General features: G+C 74.4%; 16 protein-coding genes. 9 read left to right on the top strand and 7 right to left on the bottom strand.

What is annotated here, in order from left to right; translation table 11 throughout:
- Positions 1-756 (top strand): DNA polymerase beta superfamily protein, encoded by a 756-nt coding sequence (locus tag ACIPW5_RS32215; RefSeq protein WP_401252586.1) that lies wholly within the window; start codon positions 1-3, stop codon positions 754-756.
- Here ACIPW5_RS32215 and ACIPW5_RS32210 read toward each other — a convergent pair.
- The 3 genes from ACIPW5_RS32210 to ACIPW5_RS32200 all read right to left on the bottom strand — a co-directional run bounded on the left by ACIPW5_RS32210 (position 753) and on the right by ACIPW5_RS32200 (position 2,366).
- On the bottom strand, positions 753-1,451 hold the full coding sequence (locus ACIPW5_RS32210; RefSeq protein WP_401252583.1) for a DNA polymerase beta superfamily protein: 699 nt from the start codon (positions 1,449-1,451) through the stop codon (positions 753-755). The two genes, ACIPW5_RS32215 and ACIPW5_RS32210, sit on opposite strands and share 4 nt — an antisense overlap.
- Before the next feature lie 28 nt (positions 1,452-1,479).
- Entirely contained in the window at positions 1,480-1,944 is a 465-nt protein-coding gene (locus ACIPW5_RS32205) for a Rieske (2Fe-2S) protein (protein ID WP_401252580.1), read from the bottom strand.
- Positions 1,945-2,030: 86 nt separating this feature from the next.
- Positions 2,031-2,366, bottom strand: coding sequence for a DUF952 domain-containing protein (locus tag ACIPW5_RS32200; protein ID WP_401252578.1), 336 nt, complete (start codon positions 2,364-2,366; stop codon positions 2,031-2,033).
- Positions 2,367-2,509: 143 nt separating this feature from the next.
- On the opposite strand from ACIPW5_RS32200, the gene ACIPW5_RS32195 reads away from it, so the two are divergent.
- From ACIPW5_RS32195 to der, 5 genes are all read left to right on the top strand, one after another.
- Positions 2,510-2,977 (top strand): YidB family protein, encoded by a 468-nt coding sequence (locus tag ACIPW5_RS32195; protein ID WP_401252575.1) that lies wholly within the window; start codon positions 2,510-2,512, stop codon positions 2,975-2,977.
- 117 nt (positions 2,978-3,094) lie between these two features.
- Positions 3,095-4,195 carry a prephenate dehydrogenase gene (locus ACIPW5_RS32190; protein ID WP_401252572.1) on the top strand — a complete coding sequence of 367 codons (1,101 nt, stop codon included), beginning with the start codon at positions 3,095-3,097 and terminating at the stop codon, positions 4,193-4,195.
- A gap of 155 nt (positions 4,196-4,350) precedes the next feature.
- Positions 4,351-5,052, top strand: a complete 702-nt coding sequence (gene cmk, locus ACIPW5_RS32185) for a (d)CMP kinase (RefSeq protein ID WP_401252569.1) — start codon at positions 4,351-4,353, stop codon at positions 5,050-5,052.
- Positions 5,013-5,696, top strand: coding sequence for a lysophospholipid acyltransferase family protein (locus ACIPW5_RS32180; protein ID WP_401252566.1), 684 nt, complete (start codon positions 5,013-5,015; stop codon positions 5,694-5,696). Before cmk ends, ACIPW5_RS32180 begins: the two co-directional genes overlap by 40 nt.
- A gap of 76 nt (positions 5,697-5,772) precedes the next feature.
- Entirely contained in the window at positions 5,773-7,236 is a 1,464-nt protein-coding gene (gene der / locus ACIPW5_RS32175; protein ID WP_401252564.1) for a ribosome biogenesis GTPase Der, read from the top strand.
- A gap of 12 nt (positions 7,237-7,248) precedes the next feature.
- Here der and ACIPW5_RS32170 read toward each other — a convergent pair whose 3' ends face one another.
- Positions 7,249-7,656 (bottom strand): hypothetical protein, encoded by a 408-nt coding sequence (locus ACIPW5_RS32170; RefSeq protein WP_401252561.1) that lies wholly within the window; start codon positions 7,654-7,656, stop codon positions 7,249-7,251.
- Between the two features lie 163 nt (positions 7,657-7,819).
- Entirely contained in the window at positions 7,820-8,635 is an 816-nt protein-coding gene (locus ACIPW5_RS32165) for a hypothetical protein (RefSeq protein WP_401252558.1), read from the bottom strand.
- A gap of 293 nt (positions 8,636-8,928) precedes the next feature.
- Here ACIPW5_RS32165 and ACIPW5_RS32160 point away from each other — a divergent pair, with 293 nt between their 5' ends.
- Positions 8,929-9,648, top strand: coding sequence for a transglycosylase family protein (locus ACIPW5_RS32160; protein ID WP_401252555.1), 720 nt, complete (start codon positions 8,929-8,931; stop codon positions 9,646-9,648).
- Positions 9,649-10,087: 439 nt separating this feature from the next.
- The gene (locus ACIPW5_RS32155) at positions 10,088-11,059 is read left to right on the top strand and encodes a helix-turn-helix transcriptional regulator (RefSeq protein ID WP_401252554.1); all 972 of its coding nucleotides are present in this window, start codon (positions 10,088-10,090) and stop codon (positions 11,057-11,059) included.
- Positions 11,060-11,316: 257 nt separating this feature from the next.
- On the opposite strand, the gene ACIPW5_RS32150 is transcribed toward ACIPW5_RS32155, so the two are convergent.
- Positions 11,317-12,372, bottom strand: a complete 1,056-nt coding sequence (locus ACIPW5_RS32150; protein WP_401252551.1) for a phosphatase PAP2 family protein — start codon at positions 12,370-12,372, stop codon at positions 11,317-11,319.
- A 266-nt stretch (positions 12,373-12,638) separates the two neighbouring features.
- The gene (locus tag ACIPW5_RS32145) at positions 12,639-13,778 is read right to left on the bottom strand and encodes a hypothetical protein (protein WP_401252548.1); all 1,140 of its coding nucleotides are present in this window, start codon (positions 13,776-13,778) and stop codon (positions 12,639-12,641) included.
- Between the two features lie 286 nt (positions 13,779-14,064).
- Here ACIPW5_RS32145 and ACIPW5_RS32140 point away from each other — a divergent pair, with 286 nt between their 5' ends.
- Positions 14,065-15,795: an MFS transporter gene (locus ACIPW5_RS32140; protein ID WP_401252545.1), complete on the top strand. Its 1,731-nt coding sequence runs from the start codon at positions 14,065-14,067 to the stop codon at positions 15,793-15,795.
- Positions 15,796-15,849 lie beyond the last annotated feature (54 nt).

The raw sequence follows: 15,849 nt of genomic DNA, 5'->3' as shown, positions 1-15,849 counted from the left end.
GTGCTGGACGCGATGGAGATCGACCTCGCCCCCGTGGTCGCGGAGCAGCCCGACCCGCTGCTCTTCGCCACCGTCTCCGGGGCCCACCTGTACGGATTCCCCTCCCGCGACTCCGACATCGACCTGCGCGGCGCCCACCTGCTGCCGCCGCGCGCCCTGCTCGGCCTGCGCGACCCGGAGGAGACCCGGACCCGGATGTGGGAGGACGACGGCGTCGAACTGGACCTCGTCACCCACGACCTGCGCAAGTTCGTCCGCCTGATGCTGCGCCGCAACGGCTACGTCCTGGAGCAGCTGCTGTCCCCCCTGGTGGTCCACACGACCGAGGCGCACGCGGAGCTGGCCGCGCTGGCCCCGGGCGTCCTCACCGGCCACCACGCCCACCACTACCGGGGCTTCGCCACCACCCAGTGGCGGCTCTTCGAGAAGACGGCCGAGCTGAAGCCGCTGCTCTACTCCTTCCGGGCGCTGCTCACCGGCATCCACCTGATGCGCTCCGCCGAGGTGCAGGCGCACCTGCCGACCCTGCTCGGGGAGGTCCCGGAGGCACCCCGGTACCTGGAGGCGCTGATCGAGGCCAAGGCGGCCGCCGAGCACGGCGGGTACGAGGGCCCCGCGGCCGAGGTGGTCGCGCGGGACTTCGGGGCGCTGCACGCGGTGCTGGACGCGGCGCAGGCCGGGACGGCGCTGCCGGAGTACGTGAGCGCGTACGAGGAGCTCGACGCGTTCGTCGTGCGCCACCGCACGCCGCTCTAGACGGCGGAGGCCTCCGGGGCGGCCGAGGCGCGGCGGGCGCGGTGGAGGAAGTCGGCCACGCGGGCCTCGTCCGGCCCCTCGGGCAGCGGGCTGGAGGAGAGGGCCGCCTCCGCCTCCTCGGCGAGGCGGGTCATCCACGTGTCGACCTCGTCCCAGCCCAGCTCGCCGCGCTTGACCGCGAGGAACCGCTCGCGGTCGGCGCCGGCGTCGATCGTCAGGCGGCCCGTGCGCAGCAGGTCGCGGCACGAGACCAGCAGGCGCAGCAGGTGCATGGCGTGCTTCCAGCGCGGGGCGCCGTGGATGCGGACGTCCGCGACGAGCTTGCGGTGCTGGGAGGCCGCGTACCGGCCGAAGGTGGTGTGGGCCCGGCGGGAGAGGAAGGCCCCGCGCAGGGACAGCAGTTCCTCGCCGACCGGGGTGAGCCGCTCCACCAGCGGGGAGTGCAGGCACTCCAGGATGTTCGGGTTGGCGCGCAGGGCCAGCTCGCAGAAGCGCTCCAGCTCCCAGGAGAACTCCTCCTCCCGGGGCCCCTCGACGTGGGCCGGGGGCTTGTCGAACCGCCAGAAGAGCGGCGTGGGGGCGAGGTAGACACCGCGCCGGTCGGTGTCGCTCGCCTCCGTGGCCAGTCCGAAGGCGCGGGATCCCATCACGCAGGCGTAGATCGTGTGGTCCCGGACCAGGGTGTGGTCGTCCATCCCGGGAGGGTAGGCGGCGCGGCGCCCGCTAGGCGAGCGAGATTTCCCCCTCCGGGGACACGGCGATCTTCTTCTCCGCGAGCGGCTTGACCGCGGGTCCCTTGACCACGGCCCCGTCGGCGACCTTGAACTTGCTGCCGTGGCAGGGGCAGTCGATCGTGCCGTTCTCCACCTTGTCCACCAGGCAGCCCTGGTGCGGGCAGACGGCCGTGAAGCAGCGGAAGGAGCCGGCCGTCGGCTGGGTGACCACCACCTTCTGCTCCTTGATGACCGTGCCGCCGCCCACCGGCACCGCGGAGGACTTGACCAGCGGCTCCGCGACCGCGCCCGGTGCCGAGGCCCCCGGGGAGGTGCCCGTCTGCGGGGTGGACGCGGTGCCGGTGCCGGTGGCCGGCTTCTCCGTGTCGGACCCGCAGGCGGCGAGGGTGCCGCCCGCCAGGACTGCGGCTCCCGCCGCCAGGACGGTGCGCCGGGCGGTGTTCGAGTCGGTCATGCGGGGCTCCTTGCTGGGTGGCCGGGATGGCGAGGTGCATCCTGGCGTGCGGCGGGCCCCAGGAGAAGCCCGCCACACCGTCCGTCTCACTCCTGCCGCCAGGGGACCAGGTCCGCCGTGCCGCCGGGAGTGCGTACGACCTCCCACACGCGGAGCACGGCGTCGCGGTTCAACGGCCCGTGGACGTGGGGGTACGGGTCGCCGGGGCCGGTCCGGCGGACCTCCGCGGTCAGGGCCGCCTCGTCGAGCTCCACGGCGAGCAGGACGCCGGGCACCCCGCGGTAGTGGGAGCCGGCGATGGCGAGCACGGTGGGCCGGTCCGCCGAACAGTGCACGAAGCCCTCGGCGGCGAGCGAGGCGGGGGCGTACGGGGACTCCGGAGCGGCACTCCAGTCGGCGAGCGGGGCGATGTGGAAGATCATGCCGGTGGTTCTACCGCACCCCGCCGGACCACGGTGCACCAAGTGGCGGTACGGGGTGATCTGGGTGACATTGTCCGTGTCTCGAAGCCGGGCCCGTCGCCGATGCGCGTGCGCCCGGTCCCCCTTCGAAAGGCAACAGGACCATGGCGGGTAATGACCTCGGCTCCCTCCTCGGCGGACTCCTCGGCGGCGGCCAGGGCGGCAGCGGCGGCTCCGCGGCCGGTGGCGGCGGCGGTGGCGGCAACATCCTCGGTGCGCTGCTCGGCGCCCTGCTGGGCGGCGGCGGAGCCGGGGGCGCCCAGGCGGCCGGTGCCGGAGGGGCGAACAACCCCCTCGGCGGGCTGCTCGACATGCTGACCAAGTCCGGTCTCGCCGACCAGGCGCAGTCCTGGATCGGCACCGGCGAGAACCAGCCCGTCAGCGGCGCCCAGATCAAGGAGGCGCTGCCGGACGCCGCCCTCCAGCAGGCGGCCCAGCAGGCCGGCGTCAGCCCCGACGAGGCCGCAGACCAGCTGGCGCAGGCCCTCCCGCAGGCCGTCGACAAGCTGACCCCGGGCGGCCAGGTGCCCACCGAGTCGCTGGAGGAGATCATCCGCAAGCAGAACCTCTGACCCCGGCGGGACCGTCCGCGAGGACCCGGCGCCGTCCACAGGGCGGACCGCCGGGTCCTTTCGCGGTATCGAGTGGCTACCCTGAGTCAGGTCCGGCCCGCCGCCACGCGATCACCCTTGGAGCACCCCGTGAGAACCGCCGTCGTCATCGGAACCGGACTGATCGGCACCTCCGCGGCGCTCGCCCTGACCGCCCGGGGCATCAGCGTCCACCTCGTCGACCACGACCCGGCGCAGGCCCGCACGGCCGCCGCCCTGGGCGCCGGCACCGACGACGCCCCCGAGGGCCAGGTGGACCTCGCGATCGTCGCCGTACCGCCGGCCCACGTGGCCGCCGCGCTGGCCGACGCGATCGGACGCGGACTGGCCCGCGCCTACGTGGACGTGGCCAGCGTCAAGGGCGGCCCGCGCCGGGAGCTCGCCGCGCTGGGCGCCGACACCTCCGCCTACATCGGCACCCACCCCATGGCCGGCAAGGAGCGCTCCGGCCCGCTGGCGGCCACGGCCGACCTGTTCGAGGGCCGGCCCTGGGTGCTCACCCCGACCAGGGACACCGACCACGAGGTGCTCAACCTCGCCCTGGAACTGGTCGCGCTCTGCCGGGCCGTCCCCGTGGTGATGGACGCCGACGCCCACGACCGGGCGGTCGCGCTGGTCTCCCACACCCCGCAGCTGGTGTCCAGCATGGTCGCCGCCCGCCTGGAGGAGGCCGACGAGACCGCCGTCCGGCTGTGCGGGCAGGGCATCCGCGACGTCACCCGCATCGCGGCCTCCGACCCCCGGATGTGGGTGGAGATCCTCTCCGCCAACCCGGGACCGGTGGCCGACGTCCTGGCCGGCATCGCCGCCGACCTGGAGGAGACCGTGGAGGCGCTGCGCGGCCTCCAGTCCGCCGACGAGGACAAGCGCAAGGGCGGCGCGGCGGGCATCGAGGACGTCCTCAAGCGCGGCAACGCGGGCCGGGTCCGGGTCCCCGGCAAGCACGGCGCGGCGCCCATGGCGTACGAGACCGTCGGGGTGTTCATCAGCGACAAGCCCGGCGAGCTGGCGCGGATCTTCGCGGACGCCGGCCGCGCCGGAGTCAACATCGAGGACGTGCGCATCGAGCACGCCACCGGCCAGCAGGCCGGTCTGGTACAGCTCATGGTCGAGCCGCGGGCCGTGGCCCCGCTGACCGCCGAGCTCCGCGAGCGCGGCTGGGCGCTGCGCCAGCAGTAGCCGGCCGGCGGGCCCCGGCGGCGGGTCCCGGCGGTGCACCCTTCCGGCGGCCGCCGACCGGCCGGGAACGGCGGGCGCCCGGGGCCGGTAACCTGGTGCGGGGGCGCTTTTGGCGCGCCCGCACACGTACGCGCAACCAGGAAGGTGCCCGCACCGTGGAAACCGCAGCTCCGTCCGCCGTGATCGTCGCCATCGACGGTCCCTCCGGCACGGGCAAGTCCAGCACCTCCAAGGCCGTGGCCGCCAAGCTCGGGCTGCGCTACCTGGACACCGGTGCCCAGTACCGGGCCATCACCTGGTGGATGATCACCAACGGCGTCGACACCGACGACCCGCAGGCGATCGCCCTCGCCGCCGGCAAGCCGGCCATCGTCTCCGGCACGGACCCGGCCGCCCCCACCATCACGGTGGACGGCCTGGACGCCTCCGGCCCGATCCGCACCCAGGAGGTCACCTCCAAGGTCAGCGCCGTCAGCGCGGTCCCCGAGGTGCGCACCCTGATCACCGACCTCCAGCGCTCCATCGCCGCCGAGGCGGCGGCGGAGGCCGACGGGATCGTGGTCGAGGGCCGGGACATCGGCACCACCGTCCTGCCCGACGCCGACCTCAAGGTCTTCCTGACGGCCTCGGCCGAGGCCCGCGCCGCCCGCCGCAGCGGCGAGCTGCGCGGCAAGGAGGCCGCCGACCTCGCGGCCACCAAGGAAGCCCTGATCAAGCGGGACGCGGCCGACTCCGGCCGCAAGACCTCCCCGCTGGCCAAGGCCGGCGACGCCGTCGAGGTCGACACCACGGAGCTCACGCTCGACCAGGTCATCGAATGCGTCGTGACCCTGGTCGAAGAGCGGCGCGCCAAGTGAGCGGTACGCCCTCCCTCAAGGGTGCGGCGGTCGGCAGGCGCATCGGCATCGGCCTCATGTACGGACTGTGGAAGCCGCGCGTGCTGGGGGCCTGGAGGGTGCCGGCCTCCGGCCCCGTCATCCTGGCCGTGAACCACGCCCACAACATCGACGGACCGATGGTCATGGGCACCGCGCCGAGGCCGCTGCACTTCCTGATCAAGAAGGAGGCGTACGTCGGCCCGCTCGGCCCCTTCCTGGACGGGATCGGGCAGGTGAAGGTGGACCGCACCGGCACCGACCGGACCGCGATCACCCGCGCCCTCGGCGTGCTGGAGAACGGCGGCGCCCTGGGGATATTCCCCGAGGGCACCCGGGGCGAGGGCGACTTCGCGTCCCTGCGCGCCGGGCTCGCCTACTTCGCCGTCCGCAGCGGCGCCCCGGTGGTCCCGGTCGCCGTCCTGGGCAGTACCGAGGCCAAGGGCCGGCTCGTCAAGGGCCTGCCGCCGCTGCGCAGCCGGGTCGACGTGGTCTTCGGCTCCGCCTTCGACGCCGGGGACGGCACGGGCCGCCGTACGCGCACCGCGCTGGACGAGGCCACCACACGCATCCAGGGACGGCTGACCGCCCACCTGGCCGACGCCAAGCGCCTCACCGGGCGCTGAGCGAGACTTGAAACCAGTAGTGGAACCGCGCTGCGCGGGTGCCACCGATCACCACGAACGACGAGGAACGGACTTCATGAACGACCAGTACGACCACGGAGCACTTGGCGATGCCGAGTACGCGGAGTTCATGGAGCTCGCCGCGGAGGAAGGCTTCGACCTCGAAGAGGTCGAAGGCGCGATCGAGGAGGCCGGTCACGGCCCGCTTCCCGTCCTCGCCGTCGTCGGCCGCCCGAACGTGGGCAAGTCGACCCTGGTGAACCGCATCATCGGCCGCCGCGAGGCCGTCGTCGAGGACAAGCCGGGCGTCACCCGCGACCGCGTCACGTACGAGGCCGAGTGGGCCGGCCGCCGCTTCAAGGTCGTCGACACCGGCGGCTGGGAGCAGGACGTCCTCGGCATCGACGCCTCCGTCGCCGCCCAGGCCGAGTACGCCATCGAGACCGCCGACGCGGTCGTCTTCGTCGTGGACGCCAAGGTCGGCGCCACCGACAGCGACGAGGCCGTCGTCAAGCTGCTGCGCCGGGCCGGCAAGCCCGTCGTCCTGTGCGCCAACAAGGTCGACGGCCAGAGCGGCGAGGCCGACGCGGCCTACCTGTGGTCCCTGGGCCTGGGCATGCCGTACCCGGTCTCCTCGCTGCACGGCCGCGGCACGGGCGACATGCTCGACGCCGTCCTGGAGGTGCTGCCCGAGGCCCCCGCGCAGACCTTCGGCGGCGCCGCCCTCGGCGGCCCGCGCCGCATCGCCCTGATCGGCCGCCCCAACGTCGGCAAGTCCTCGCTGCTGAACAAGGTCGCCCGCGAGGACCGCGTCGTCGTCAACGAGCTGGCCGGCACCACCCGCGACCCGGTCGACGAGCTGATCGACCTCGGCGGCGTGACCTGGAAGTTCGTGGACACCGCGGGCATCCGCAAGAAGGTCCACCTCCAGCAGGGCGCCGACTACTACGCCTCGCTGCGCACGGCCGCCGCCGTGGAGAAGGCGGAGGTGGCGGTCATCCTGATCGACACCACCGAGAACATCTCCGTCCAGGACCAGCGCATCATCACGATGGCCGTCGAGGCCGGCCGCGCGATCGTCATCGCCTACAACAAGTGGGACGAGCTGGACGAGGAGCGCCGCTACTACCTCGAGCGCGAGATCGAGACCGAGATGCAGCAGGTCTCCTGGGCGCCCCGCGTCAACGTCTCCGCGAAGACCGGCCGCCACATGGAGAAGCTGGTCCCGGCGATCGAGGCGGCCCTCGCGGGCTGGGAGACGCGCGTCCCCACCGGCCGGCTGAACGCCTTCCTCGGCGAGATCGTCGCGGCCCACCCGCACCCGATCCGCGGCGGCAAGCAGCCCCGCATCCTGTTCGGTACCCAGGCGGGCAGCAAGCCGCCGCGGTTCGTCCTCTTCGCCTCCGGCTTCCTGGAGCACGGCTACCGGCGCTTCATCGAGCGCCGCCTGCGCGAGGAGTTCGGCTTCGAGGGCACCCCGCTGCACATCTCGGTGCGGGTGCGCGAGAAGCGCGGCGCGCAGTACAAGAAGAAGAAGTAGCGGCGTCCGGGGTCAGTAGCCCCGGCGCGGAGCGGGCGGCAGGGCCGCCGGGATGTGCTGCATCCCGGTCTGGTGCTGCCGCCCGCCGCCGTATGCGGGGCCGCCGCCCGCGTACGAGTACACCGGCTGGACCGTCTGCTGCGGGACGTACGAGGGCTGCCAGCCGTCGGCCTGCTGCCACGGGGAACCGCTCCACCCGCCGCCGCTGCCGTACGTGCCGCCCGTGCCTCCGCCGTACCAGGAGCCGGTGTACCCGCTGCCGTACGAGAACGCGGTGAAGCCGAGGTCCTCCTCGCCCGTACGGTCGCCCGGCAGCGCCCGGAAGGCGCGCAGGTACTCCGAGTACAGGCTGTCGTAGATCGGGGTGTGCGATGCGCTGCTCGCACGGAACGGGGCGCGGGAGGGGTCGTATGAATGCACGTATCAGCCAACGAAACCGGCGCCCTGCGGATGCGGGGTGACAGGGCGGAAAACGCAGATCGCCGGGGGTGCGCGGGACGGACCGCGCACCCCCGGCGCATGCCGTCCGGCCCCCTCGGCAGGGGGGGGACGGACGGCCGTTCCGGCGGGGAAGGGCCGGGGCTCAGGCGCCCGGCGTGCCGGCCAGCGGCATGGAGGCGCCGACCAGCTTGCCGTTGCTCGCGGCCTTGTCCAGGGCGTCGCGGAGCAGGTCCTCGCGCGGCTGCTGGCCGATGGAGCCGACCGGGGCGGCGTAGATGAGCACGCGCTGGGTCTTGTTGACGGCGGCCCGCCAGCCGTCGGTGACGCCCAGCGCCTGGTGGGCCTGCCACCAGGCCACCTGGGGTCCCCCGTCGGTGCCGGGCTGGAGCACGGCGTGCAGCTGGCCGGCGGCCAGCAGGACCGACCAGCCGGCGAGGGGGGAGGGGACCTCGTTGGTGTCGGTGACCGGGATGAAGCCCTGCTCGATGAGGAGGGGGAGGAAGTCGTCGCCGGGGCCGGTGGTGCCGGGGCGGGCGATCGGCGCGGTCGGCTCGACGACCAGTGCGGGGTGCAGCTCCCCGGCGATCAGGACGAGTCCGCTGGTGATGCCGAGGACGGCCTGCCCGCCGGGGACCGACTGCGGGCCCTCGCCGCCGGCCTGCTCCGGGGCGGGGGCCGGGCTGTCGCCGGTGATGCTGCGCACCGCGCCCTGGAGCTGCTCCTCGGACACCTGGACGACCTGGGAGGGGATGCAGGCGGTGTGGGCGAAGGCGAGGACGGCGGTCTCCTCGCCCACGAACAGCACCGTGCTCGTGGGGTCGGTCTCGGGGTCGCCGGGGGTGCGGCAGGAGGTGCAGTCGTAACTGCCCGGGGCGTCGTCGCCGGTGAGCAGCCTGTCGGCTTCTTCGTCACCGATCTCGGCACGTACCTCAAGACTGACGTCGAGCATGCGCGGCACGGGGTGGCTCCTCATTCGTGCGGAGGCCGGGGGGTTCCCGGCTCGCCGGGATCAACGGCGCGGCGGCGGCCGGGGTCACGCCGTTTGAGGGAACGGAATCGAACCGGCCACCCGGGAGGGTGAACCGTCCGACCGCTCCTTCTGTTTCGTGTCAACTGTTGCTTCTTTGTGTGCAGTTGGCGTTCCATTTCGGCCGTCTCGGGGGTGTGCGTGATGTCGGCCGTCCGGGTGGGGCGCGGAGGAGCGCCGCGTGGCGGGGACCGGCCGGGGCGGGTGCTCCGTAGCGTGAGCCGATGCCCGATCTGTGTACGCGGAGGGTGGCGGCCGCCGCGGTGGCCGCGATGACGGCCGCGCTGGTGCTCCTCCTCCCGTCGGGTTCCGGCGCGGCGGCCGCGCCGCCCCCGCCGGCCCCGGGCCCCGCGGGGGCCGCGCACCCCGGCTCTCCGGGCATCGTCGGCACGGGGCCGGGGGACTGCGGGCCGGGCGGGGAATGGCCGTGGGACTGCGTCGCCGACTGCGAGAGCAGCGGACGGTGGGCGGTGAACACCGGCAACGGCTTCTACGGGGGCCTGCAGTTCTGGCAGCCGACCTGGGAGGAGCACGGGGGGCTGGCCTACGCGGCGCGGGCGGACCTGGCCAGCCGTGACCAGCAGATCCGGGTCGCGGAGGAGCTGCTGGCGGTGCAGGGGTGGGGGGCGTGGCCGGTGTGCGCGAAGCGGTACGGGCTGGCGGGGCGGATGCATGTGGTGCGGGCGGGGGACACGCTGGAGGGCGTCGCGCGACGCCGCCGGGTTCCCGGGGGGTGGCCCGCCCTCTACGAGGCCAACCGCCGGACCGTAGGCCCGGACCCGTCCCGCCTCACCCCGGGCCTCCTCCTCACCCTCCCGCCCGCGACCCCCGCGCTCCCCGCCCCCGCGCAGCCGACGCCCGCGGTCCCTGCCGCCCCCGCACCCACGAAGCCGGCCCCCGCAGCCCCGGCGCCGACGGGCTCGGCGGGGGCGCCGGTGCGCTGAGGCCGCCCGCCGTCTGCGGCGGGGTGCCGCTGCGCGGGGCCGTCCCCTACCCGCCCTTCGCCCGTTCCCTGGGGCTCCGCCCCAGACCCCGCGCCTCAAACGCCGGCGAGGCTGGATTCGGCCGGCCGGAGCCGGATGTGCCCGCCAGGGCTGGACGCCTGGCGGGCTGGAGTGCGCGGAGCGCACTTCCAGCCCCGCCGGCGCTTGAGGCGCGGGTCCGGGCGGCGCCCGGGGAACGGTGGAAGGGCGGGTAGGGGACGGCCCCGCGCAGCGGCCGACCACCCGCACCCGACTCACCGGCACCAGACACGCGAACCGGCCCCGCCCCGCATCCGACGGCCGGAGGCCGGCGCAGCGGCGCGAAGCCGGGGAGGCCCCCCAGGGGCCGAGCCGTGCGAGCGGCGCGTGGGGAAGGGGAGCGGCGCGTCAAAATGGGACGGTGCTTGAGACCTCCGCGAGACTGCTGCGCCTGCTCTCCCTCCTGCAGGCCCACCGTGAATGGACCGGTGCCGACCTCGCCGCCCGGCTCGGGGTGACGCCCCGCACCGTGCGGCGGGACGTCGACCGGCTCCGGGAGCTCGGGTACCCCGTGAACGCCAGCCCCGGCACCGGCGGCGGGTACCAGCTCGGGGCGGGGGCGGAGCTGCCGCCGCTGCTGCTGGACGACGACGAGGCCGTCGCGGTCGCCGTCGGGCTGCGCACGGCCGCCGGCAACGGCGTCGAGGGGATCGGGGAGGCCTCCGTACGGGCCCTGGCCAAGCTGGAGCAGGTGCTGCCGTCGCGGCTGCGCCGACGGGTCTCGGCGCTCAACGAGTTCACCGTGCCCATGCTGCGCGGCCCCGGCCGCGACACCGTCGACCCGGCCGTGCTCACCGACCTCGCCGCCGTGTGCCGGGACGGCGAGCGGCTCCGGTTCGGCTACCGGGACCACGGCGGCAGCGTCAGCCGCCGCACCGTCGAGCCGCACCGGCTGGTGTGCTCCGAGCGGCGCTGGTACCTGGTCGCCTGGGACCTGGACCGGGAGGACTGGCGGACCTTCCGCGCGGACCGGATCGAGCCCCGCCCGCCGCACGGCCCGCGGTTCCTCCCGCGCCCGGCGCCCGCCGAGGACCTGGCCGCGTACGTCTCCCGGGGGGTGTCGCACCGCGCGTACGCGGCCCGGGCGGTGGTGCGGCTCCGGGTGCCGGCCGAGGAGGCGGCGCGGATCATCGGGCCCTCCGACGGGGTGCTGGAGCCGGTCGACGGGGAGAGCTGCCTGCTGCGCACCGGGGCGGTGAGCCTCGACGTCCTGGTGATTCACGTCATGCTGATCGGCTGTGAGTTCGAGGTGGTCGAGCCTCCCGAGCTGACGGACCGGATCCGGGGTCTGCGGGACCTTCTGGGGCGGGCCGTGGAAGCCCCGCGGGAGTAAGTCCGCGGCGGGGAATTCGGGTTCCGGGGCGGAATTCGAAAGGGCGCCCGCAAAGCGGGGATTACCGGCGGCGGCCGTCGACAACTCGTGACACAAGCGTGACCCGGTACGGAGGAACATCCGCTCAGCGGGCTGACGTGTCCGGACATATGAACGCCCGGCAACACCGGTGAACGCCGACGGCGGGCCGGTCCGTCGGACCGGCCCGCCGTTCTCGCGGTGCGGGGTGGGGCTGTGCGTACCGGCCCCGCGGAGCGTCAGCCCCCGGTGGCCGGGCGGGCCGGGGTCCCGCGGGCGGGGGCCCGCTCGGTGTGTGCCGGGCGGCGGCTGCCGCCCGGGGTGAGCGGGGTGCGCTCGGAGCGGATGACGTGCTGCCGGGAGACCTGGTGGGCGTGCCCGGCGGGGCGCAGCGCGGGGGAGTGCCCGGCAGGTGCGGCGGCGGGGGCCGGGGCGCCGTCCTTGGCGGCGGGGGTGCGGCGGGGCTGCCACTTGCCGCCCGCGGAGAGCAGCGGGGTGAGCGCGGCGGCGACCGGTTCGGAGAGCCGGCCGTCCTCCAGCCTGCGGCGCCACTGCTCGCGCAGTCCGAAGACGTAGGCCTCGGTGCGGCCGATGAGCGGCTCGAACCAGGGCAGCGCCAGCATGATGAGCAGTCCGGCGGTCCAGCCGAGGAGCACGTCGCTCACCCAGTGGGTGCCGAGGTACACGGTGGTGGCGCCGACGCTCAGGGAGAGCACGCCGGAGAGGATGGACAGCACCCGCCGGGTGACGGTGGTGGAGGCCAGGTAGGCCAGGATTCCCCAGGTCACGACGGCGTTGGCGGTGTGGCCGGAAGGAAATATATCGCCGCCGGCGAAGAGCTCGGCGGAGCCGATCTGGGTGGCGTAGTGCGGTCCGAGGCGGCCGAGGCCGAGCTTGACGGAGCCGACGGTGATGTTCAGCAGCAGCAGCGCCACGCCGAGTGCGATCAGCGGGCGGAGGGTGTGCTGGCGCCAGGAGCGCCAGCCGAGCCAGGCCGCGACCATCACCGCGGTGGGTCCGCGCTGGCCGAGTACGACGAGGTAGTCGAGGAAGGCGTGTACCTGCGGCCACTGCTCGTAGGGCCGGAAGAACATGATCTGCCAGTCCAGGCGGACGAGCCAGGAGGTCGTCAGCACGGCCACGACGATCACCAGGTAGAAGGCGAGGGTCGCGGAGAGGAGCACGATGCGGTGCCGGCTCATCTGCGGAGTTTGCAGATGAGCCGGTCGCTCGGGTTCCCGGTCGAGCCGGGCGAACACCGGCTCCAGACGGGCAAGCATTTGGTCAGTACGCACTCAATCGACGTTACCGCGCGTCGAAGCGCACCCCGGGCGAATCGCGCGCTTTGTGATGACCATGTGATGTGGAGTGCGTCTCACGGGGGACTTAATTGCCCTTGTTCCGGCACTTGTTGGCACTATCCGGATTCAACTCCCGGAGTACTGCCCCCGCAATTATCGGCATACTTACACGGTATTTATCGCCGCAGCTCAATTCCTTTGCACAATCATGGATTGGAATGATCCATTCCGTGATCGCGCCCGCGTGCCCCCCGGCCGGGCTACGGAGGCCCCGAACCGTTCAGCCAGAACGCCCCGTACACCGCCGAGACCAGCGCCAACGCGCCCACCACGGCCGCCGCGCGCCCGGTCCGCCACCGCGCCAGCGCCACCGCCGGCGGCAGCACCAGGGGGAACGCCGGCAGCAGCAGCCGGGGCTTGGAGCCGAAGTACCCCGAGGCGCACAGCGCCAGCGCCACCACGATCCCGCAGTAGACGAGCAGCGCGGCCGGCTGCCGGTCGCGCACGCACAGCCGGTACAGCCACAGCACCAGCAGTACCCCGGCGATCAGCCCCACTCCGGCGGCGAACGCGGGGGAGGCCAGCCGCGCCCCGATGAACCGGGCGAAGGCCCAGCCGCCGTCGAAGCCGTTGCCCCAGCCCGCCTGCACGTCCAGGTAGCCCGTCGGCCCGCCGCCGTTGCGGGCCCCCACCCACAGCGCGTACGCCGCCGCCCCCAGCGGGGCCAGCAGCACCCCGGCCGCCATCGCCCGGGACCGCTCCCCGCGCCGCCAGGCCAGTGCCGCCGCCACCCACACCGCCGCGACCACCGCCGCCCCGACCGGCCGGGTCAGTCCGGCCCCCGCCGCGAGCAGGCCCGCCACGGCCCACCGCCCGCGCAGCACCGCGTACAGCGCCCAGGCGGCCAGGGCGGTGAACAGCGACTCGCTGTACGCCATGGACTGCACGATCCCCACCGGCAGCGCCGCCCACAGGGCCACCGCGAGCACCCCGGCGCGCCGCCCGTGGAGCAGGTCGGCGACGGCGAAGATCCCCCACGCGGCGGCGAGCCCCGCCACCATCGAGACCACCAGGCCGGCCGAGCCGTACGAGAGCCCGGTGGGCGCCGCCACCAGCCGCTCCAGCCACGGCAGCAGCGGGAAGAAGGCGAGGTTGGAATGGACGGCCCCGTTCGGCAGGACCACCTCGTACCCGTACCCCTCGGCGGCGATCCGCGCGTACCAGAGGGAGTCCCAGCGGGCCGAGAGCAGGGTGTGCGGGCTGCTGCCGGCCGCCGCGGACCACACCGCGAGCACCACCAGCCCCAGCAGTCGCACCGCGGCGAAGGCGGCGAGCGCGGGCGCGGCACGGCGCGGTCCGGGGTGCTTCGCAGGGGCGTCGTCAGCGTGCAGAGTGGTCACGGGGACGAGTATCGGCGCCGCGACCGGCGAAGACGAAAACCGTGGGCACGGAGCGTGAGCGGGCGCGTACGCGGGGGGAGGGTGGGGCGGATCGAGTGGCGCACACCACACGGGGGCCGCCGCCGGGATGAGAGCTTGGCCACGTGTCGGGCACGCGAACTCGCGTACGCTGACCCTTCACTCGCGTGTCGATGCCGGACCCCGTAGGACGCCGCACAGCGCACCACCCCGCGGCGACCCACGACGCTGTCCGCCGAGTGCGAGGGACCACCTGGGAGGTACATGCATGTCGGGGACGAACACGGCCGGCGACAGGAAGCCCTCCCTCCGGCAGCGGGTCGCCGCCGCCTCGGGCGGGGCCAACCGCTGGGTGGTCCTGGCGGTGCTCTGCGTCAGTCTCGTGCTCGTCGCGCTCGACGCGACGATCCTGCACGTGGCCGTCCCCTCCGTCACCGAGGACCTGCGCCCCGGCTCCCAGGAGCTGCTGTGGATCGTCGACGCGTACCCGCTGGTCTGCGCCGCGCTCCTCATCCTCTTCGGCACCCTCGGCGACCGGGTCGGCCGCCGCCGGATCCTGCTCCTCGGCTACACCCTCTTCGGCGTCGCCTCCGCCATCGCGGCCCTCGCCGACAACGCCCAGGTCCTGATCGCCGCCCGCGCCCTGCTCGGCATCGGCGGGGCGATGATCATGCCCGCCACCCTGTCGATCCTGCGCCAGGTCTTCCCCGACCGGCGCGAGCGGGCCCTGGCCATCGGCATCTGGACCGCCGTCGCCGCGATCGGCGCGGCCAGCGGTCCCGTGCTCGGCGGGTTCCTCGTCCAGCACTTCTGGTGGGGTTCGGTCTTCCTCATCAACATCCCGCTGATGGCCCTGATCCTCCCGCTCGGCCGCTGGCTGCTGCCCGAGTCGCGGGGCGCCGCCGACGGGCCCTGGGACGTGCTCGGCGCGCTGATGGCCGCCGCAGGCATCCTCGGTGCGGTGCTCGGCATCAAGCGGATCGGCGCGGAACGCCAGGTCACCGACCCCGAGGCGCTGCTCCCGCTGCTGTTCGGCGTGCTCCTGCTGGTGCTCTTCGTGCGCCGCCAGAAGCGCCGCGAGCACCCGCTGATCGACATGCGGATGTTCGCCCGGGCCGCCTTCTCCACCTCCGTCGGCTGCATCGTGCTCGCCATGCTGGCCCTGGTCGGGCTGGAGCTGCTGGCCGTCCAGTACCTCCAGCTGGTGCTCGGCCTCAGCCCGCTGGAGACCGGCCTGCGGCTGCTGCCGCTCACCTTCGCCGCCATGGCCGCGGGCGCCACCGGCTCCTACACCCTCCAGCGGGTCGGCCCGCGCACCATGGTCTCGCTGGGCTTCGTGCTCACCGCCGGCGCGGTGCTGCTGCTGACGCTGATGGGCCAGCACGACCGGCCCGTCCTGCTGACGGCCGGCTTCGTGCTGCTCGGCTTCGGGCTCCAGACCACCCTCTTCGCCGCGTACGAGTCCATGCTGAGCGAAGCCCCGGCGGACACCGCCGGCGGCGCCGCCTCCATAGGCGAGACCTCCTACCAGCTCGGCGCCGGCATCGGCATCGCCCTGCTCGGCAGCGTGATGAACGCCGCCTACCGGCCCGGCCTGCTGGACGTCCCCGGCGTCCCCGCCGAGGACTCGGCGGGCGCCGCGAACTCCCTCGGCGAGGCCTACCAGATCGCCGCCCACCTCGGCGGCCCGGCGGGGGAGTCCCTCTACACCGCCGCCCGGAACTCCTTCGTCCACGGACTGCACGTCAGCCTCGTCGTGAGCGCCTGCCTGCTGCTCGCGGGCGCCGTGATGGCGCTGAAGCTGCCGCGGACCATGGAGAGCGCCGAGCCGGACCCGTGCGACGGGACCCCCGCGGAGGCCGGGGCCTCGGAGGCCGCCGTACGCCTGCCCGCGCAGCCCGCGGGATCCGCCCGCCCGTCCGCCGGGACGCGGATCCCCGCCCCGGCACAGCCGGAGCGCGATCCCGCGGTCGGCGGACGGCCCGGCCGCCAGAGCTGACCCCCGCCGAAGCCGGGGGTGGACCCGGGGCCGGGTCGGCGACAAACTTGCACC

This window comes from Streptomyces sp. NPDC090077 (assembly GCF_044747545.1).
Lineage (GTDB): Bacteria > Actinomycetota > Actinomycetes > Streptomycetales > Streptomycetaceae > Streptomyces.
The sequence above is the reverse complement of the archived record's forward strand: the minus strand, read 5'-3'. Positions and strand labels throughout refer to the sequence as shown.

Excerpts from the sequence above, each read along its gene's own strand:
- ACIPW5_RS32210 (WP_401252583.1), bottom strand. The coding sequence starts at position 1,451 with ATGGACGACCACACCCTGGTCCGGGACCACACGATCTACGCCTGCGTG.
- ACIPW5_RS32205 (WP_401252580.1), bottom strand. The coding sequence starts at position 1,944 with ATGACCGACTCGAACACCGCCCGGCGCACCGTCCTGGCGGCGGGAGCC.
- ACIPW5_RS32200 (WP_401252578.1), bottom strand. The coding sequence starts at position 2,366 with ATGATCTTCCACATCGCCCCGCTCGCCGACTGGAGTGCCGCTCCGGAG.
- ACIPW5_RS32195 (WP_401252575.1), top strand. The coding sequence starts at position 2,510 with ATGGCGGGTAATGACCTCGGCTCCCTCCTCGGCGGACTCCTCGGCGGC.
- ACIPW5_RS32180 (WP_401252566.1), top strand. The coding sequence starts at position 5,013 with ATGCGTCGTGACCCTGGTCGAAGAGCGGCGCGCCAAGTGAGCGGTACG.
- der (WP_401252564.1), top strand. The coding sequence starts at position 5,773 with ATGAACGACCAGTACGACCACGGAGCACTTGGCGATGCCGAGTACGCG.
- ACIPW5_RS32160 (WP_401252555.1), top strand. The coding sequence starts at position 8,929 with ATGCCCGATCTGTGTACGCGGAGGGTGGCGGCCGCCGCGGTGGCCGCG.
- ACIPW5_RS32140 (WP_401252545.1), top strand. The coding sequence starts at position 14,065 with ATGTCGGGGACGAACACGGCCGGCGACAGGAAGCCCTCCCTCCGGCAG.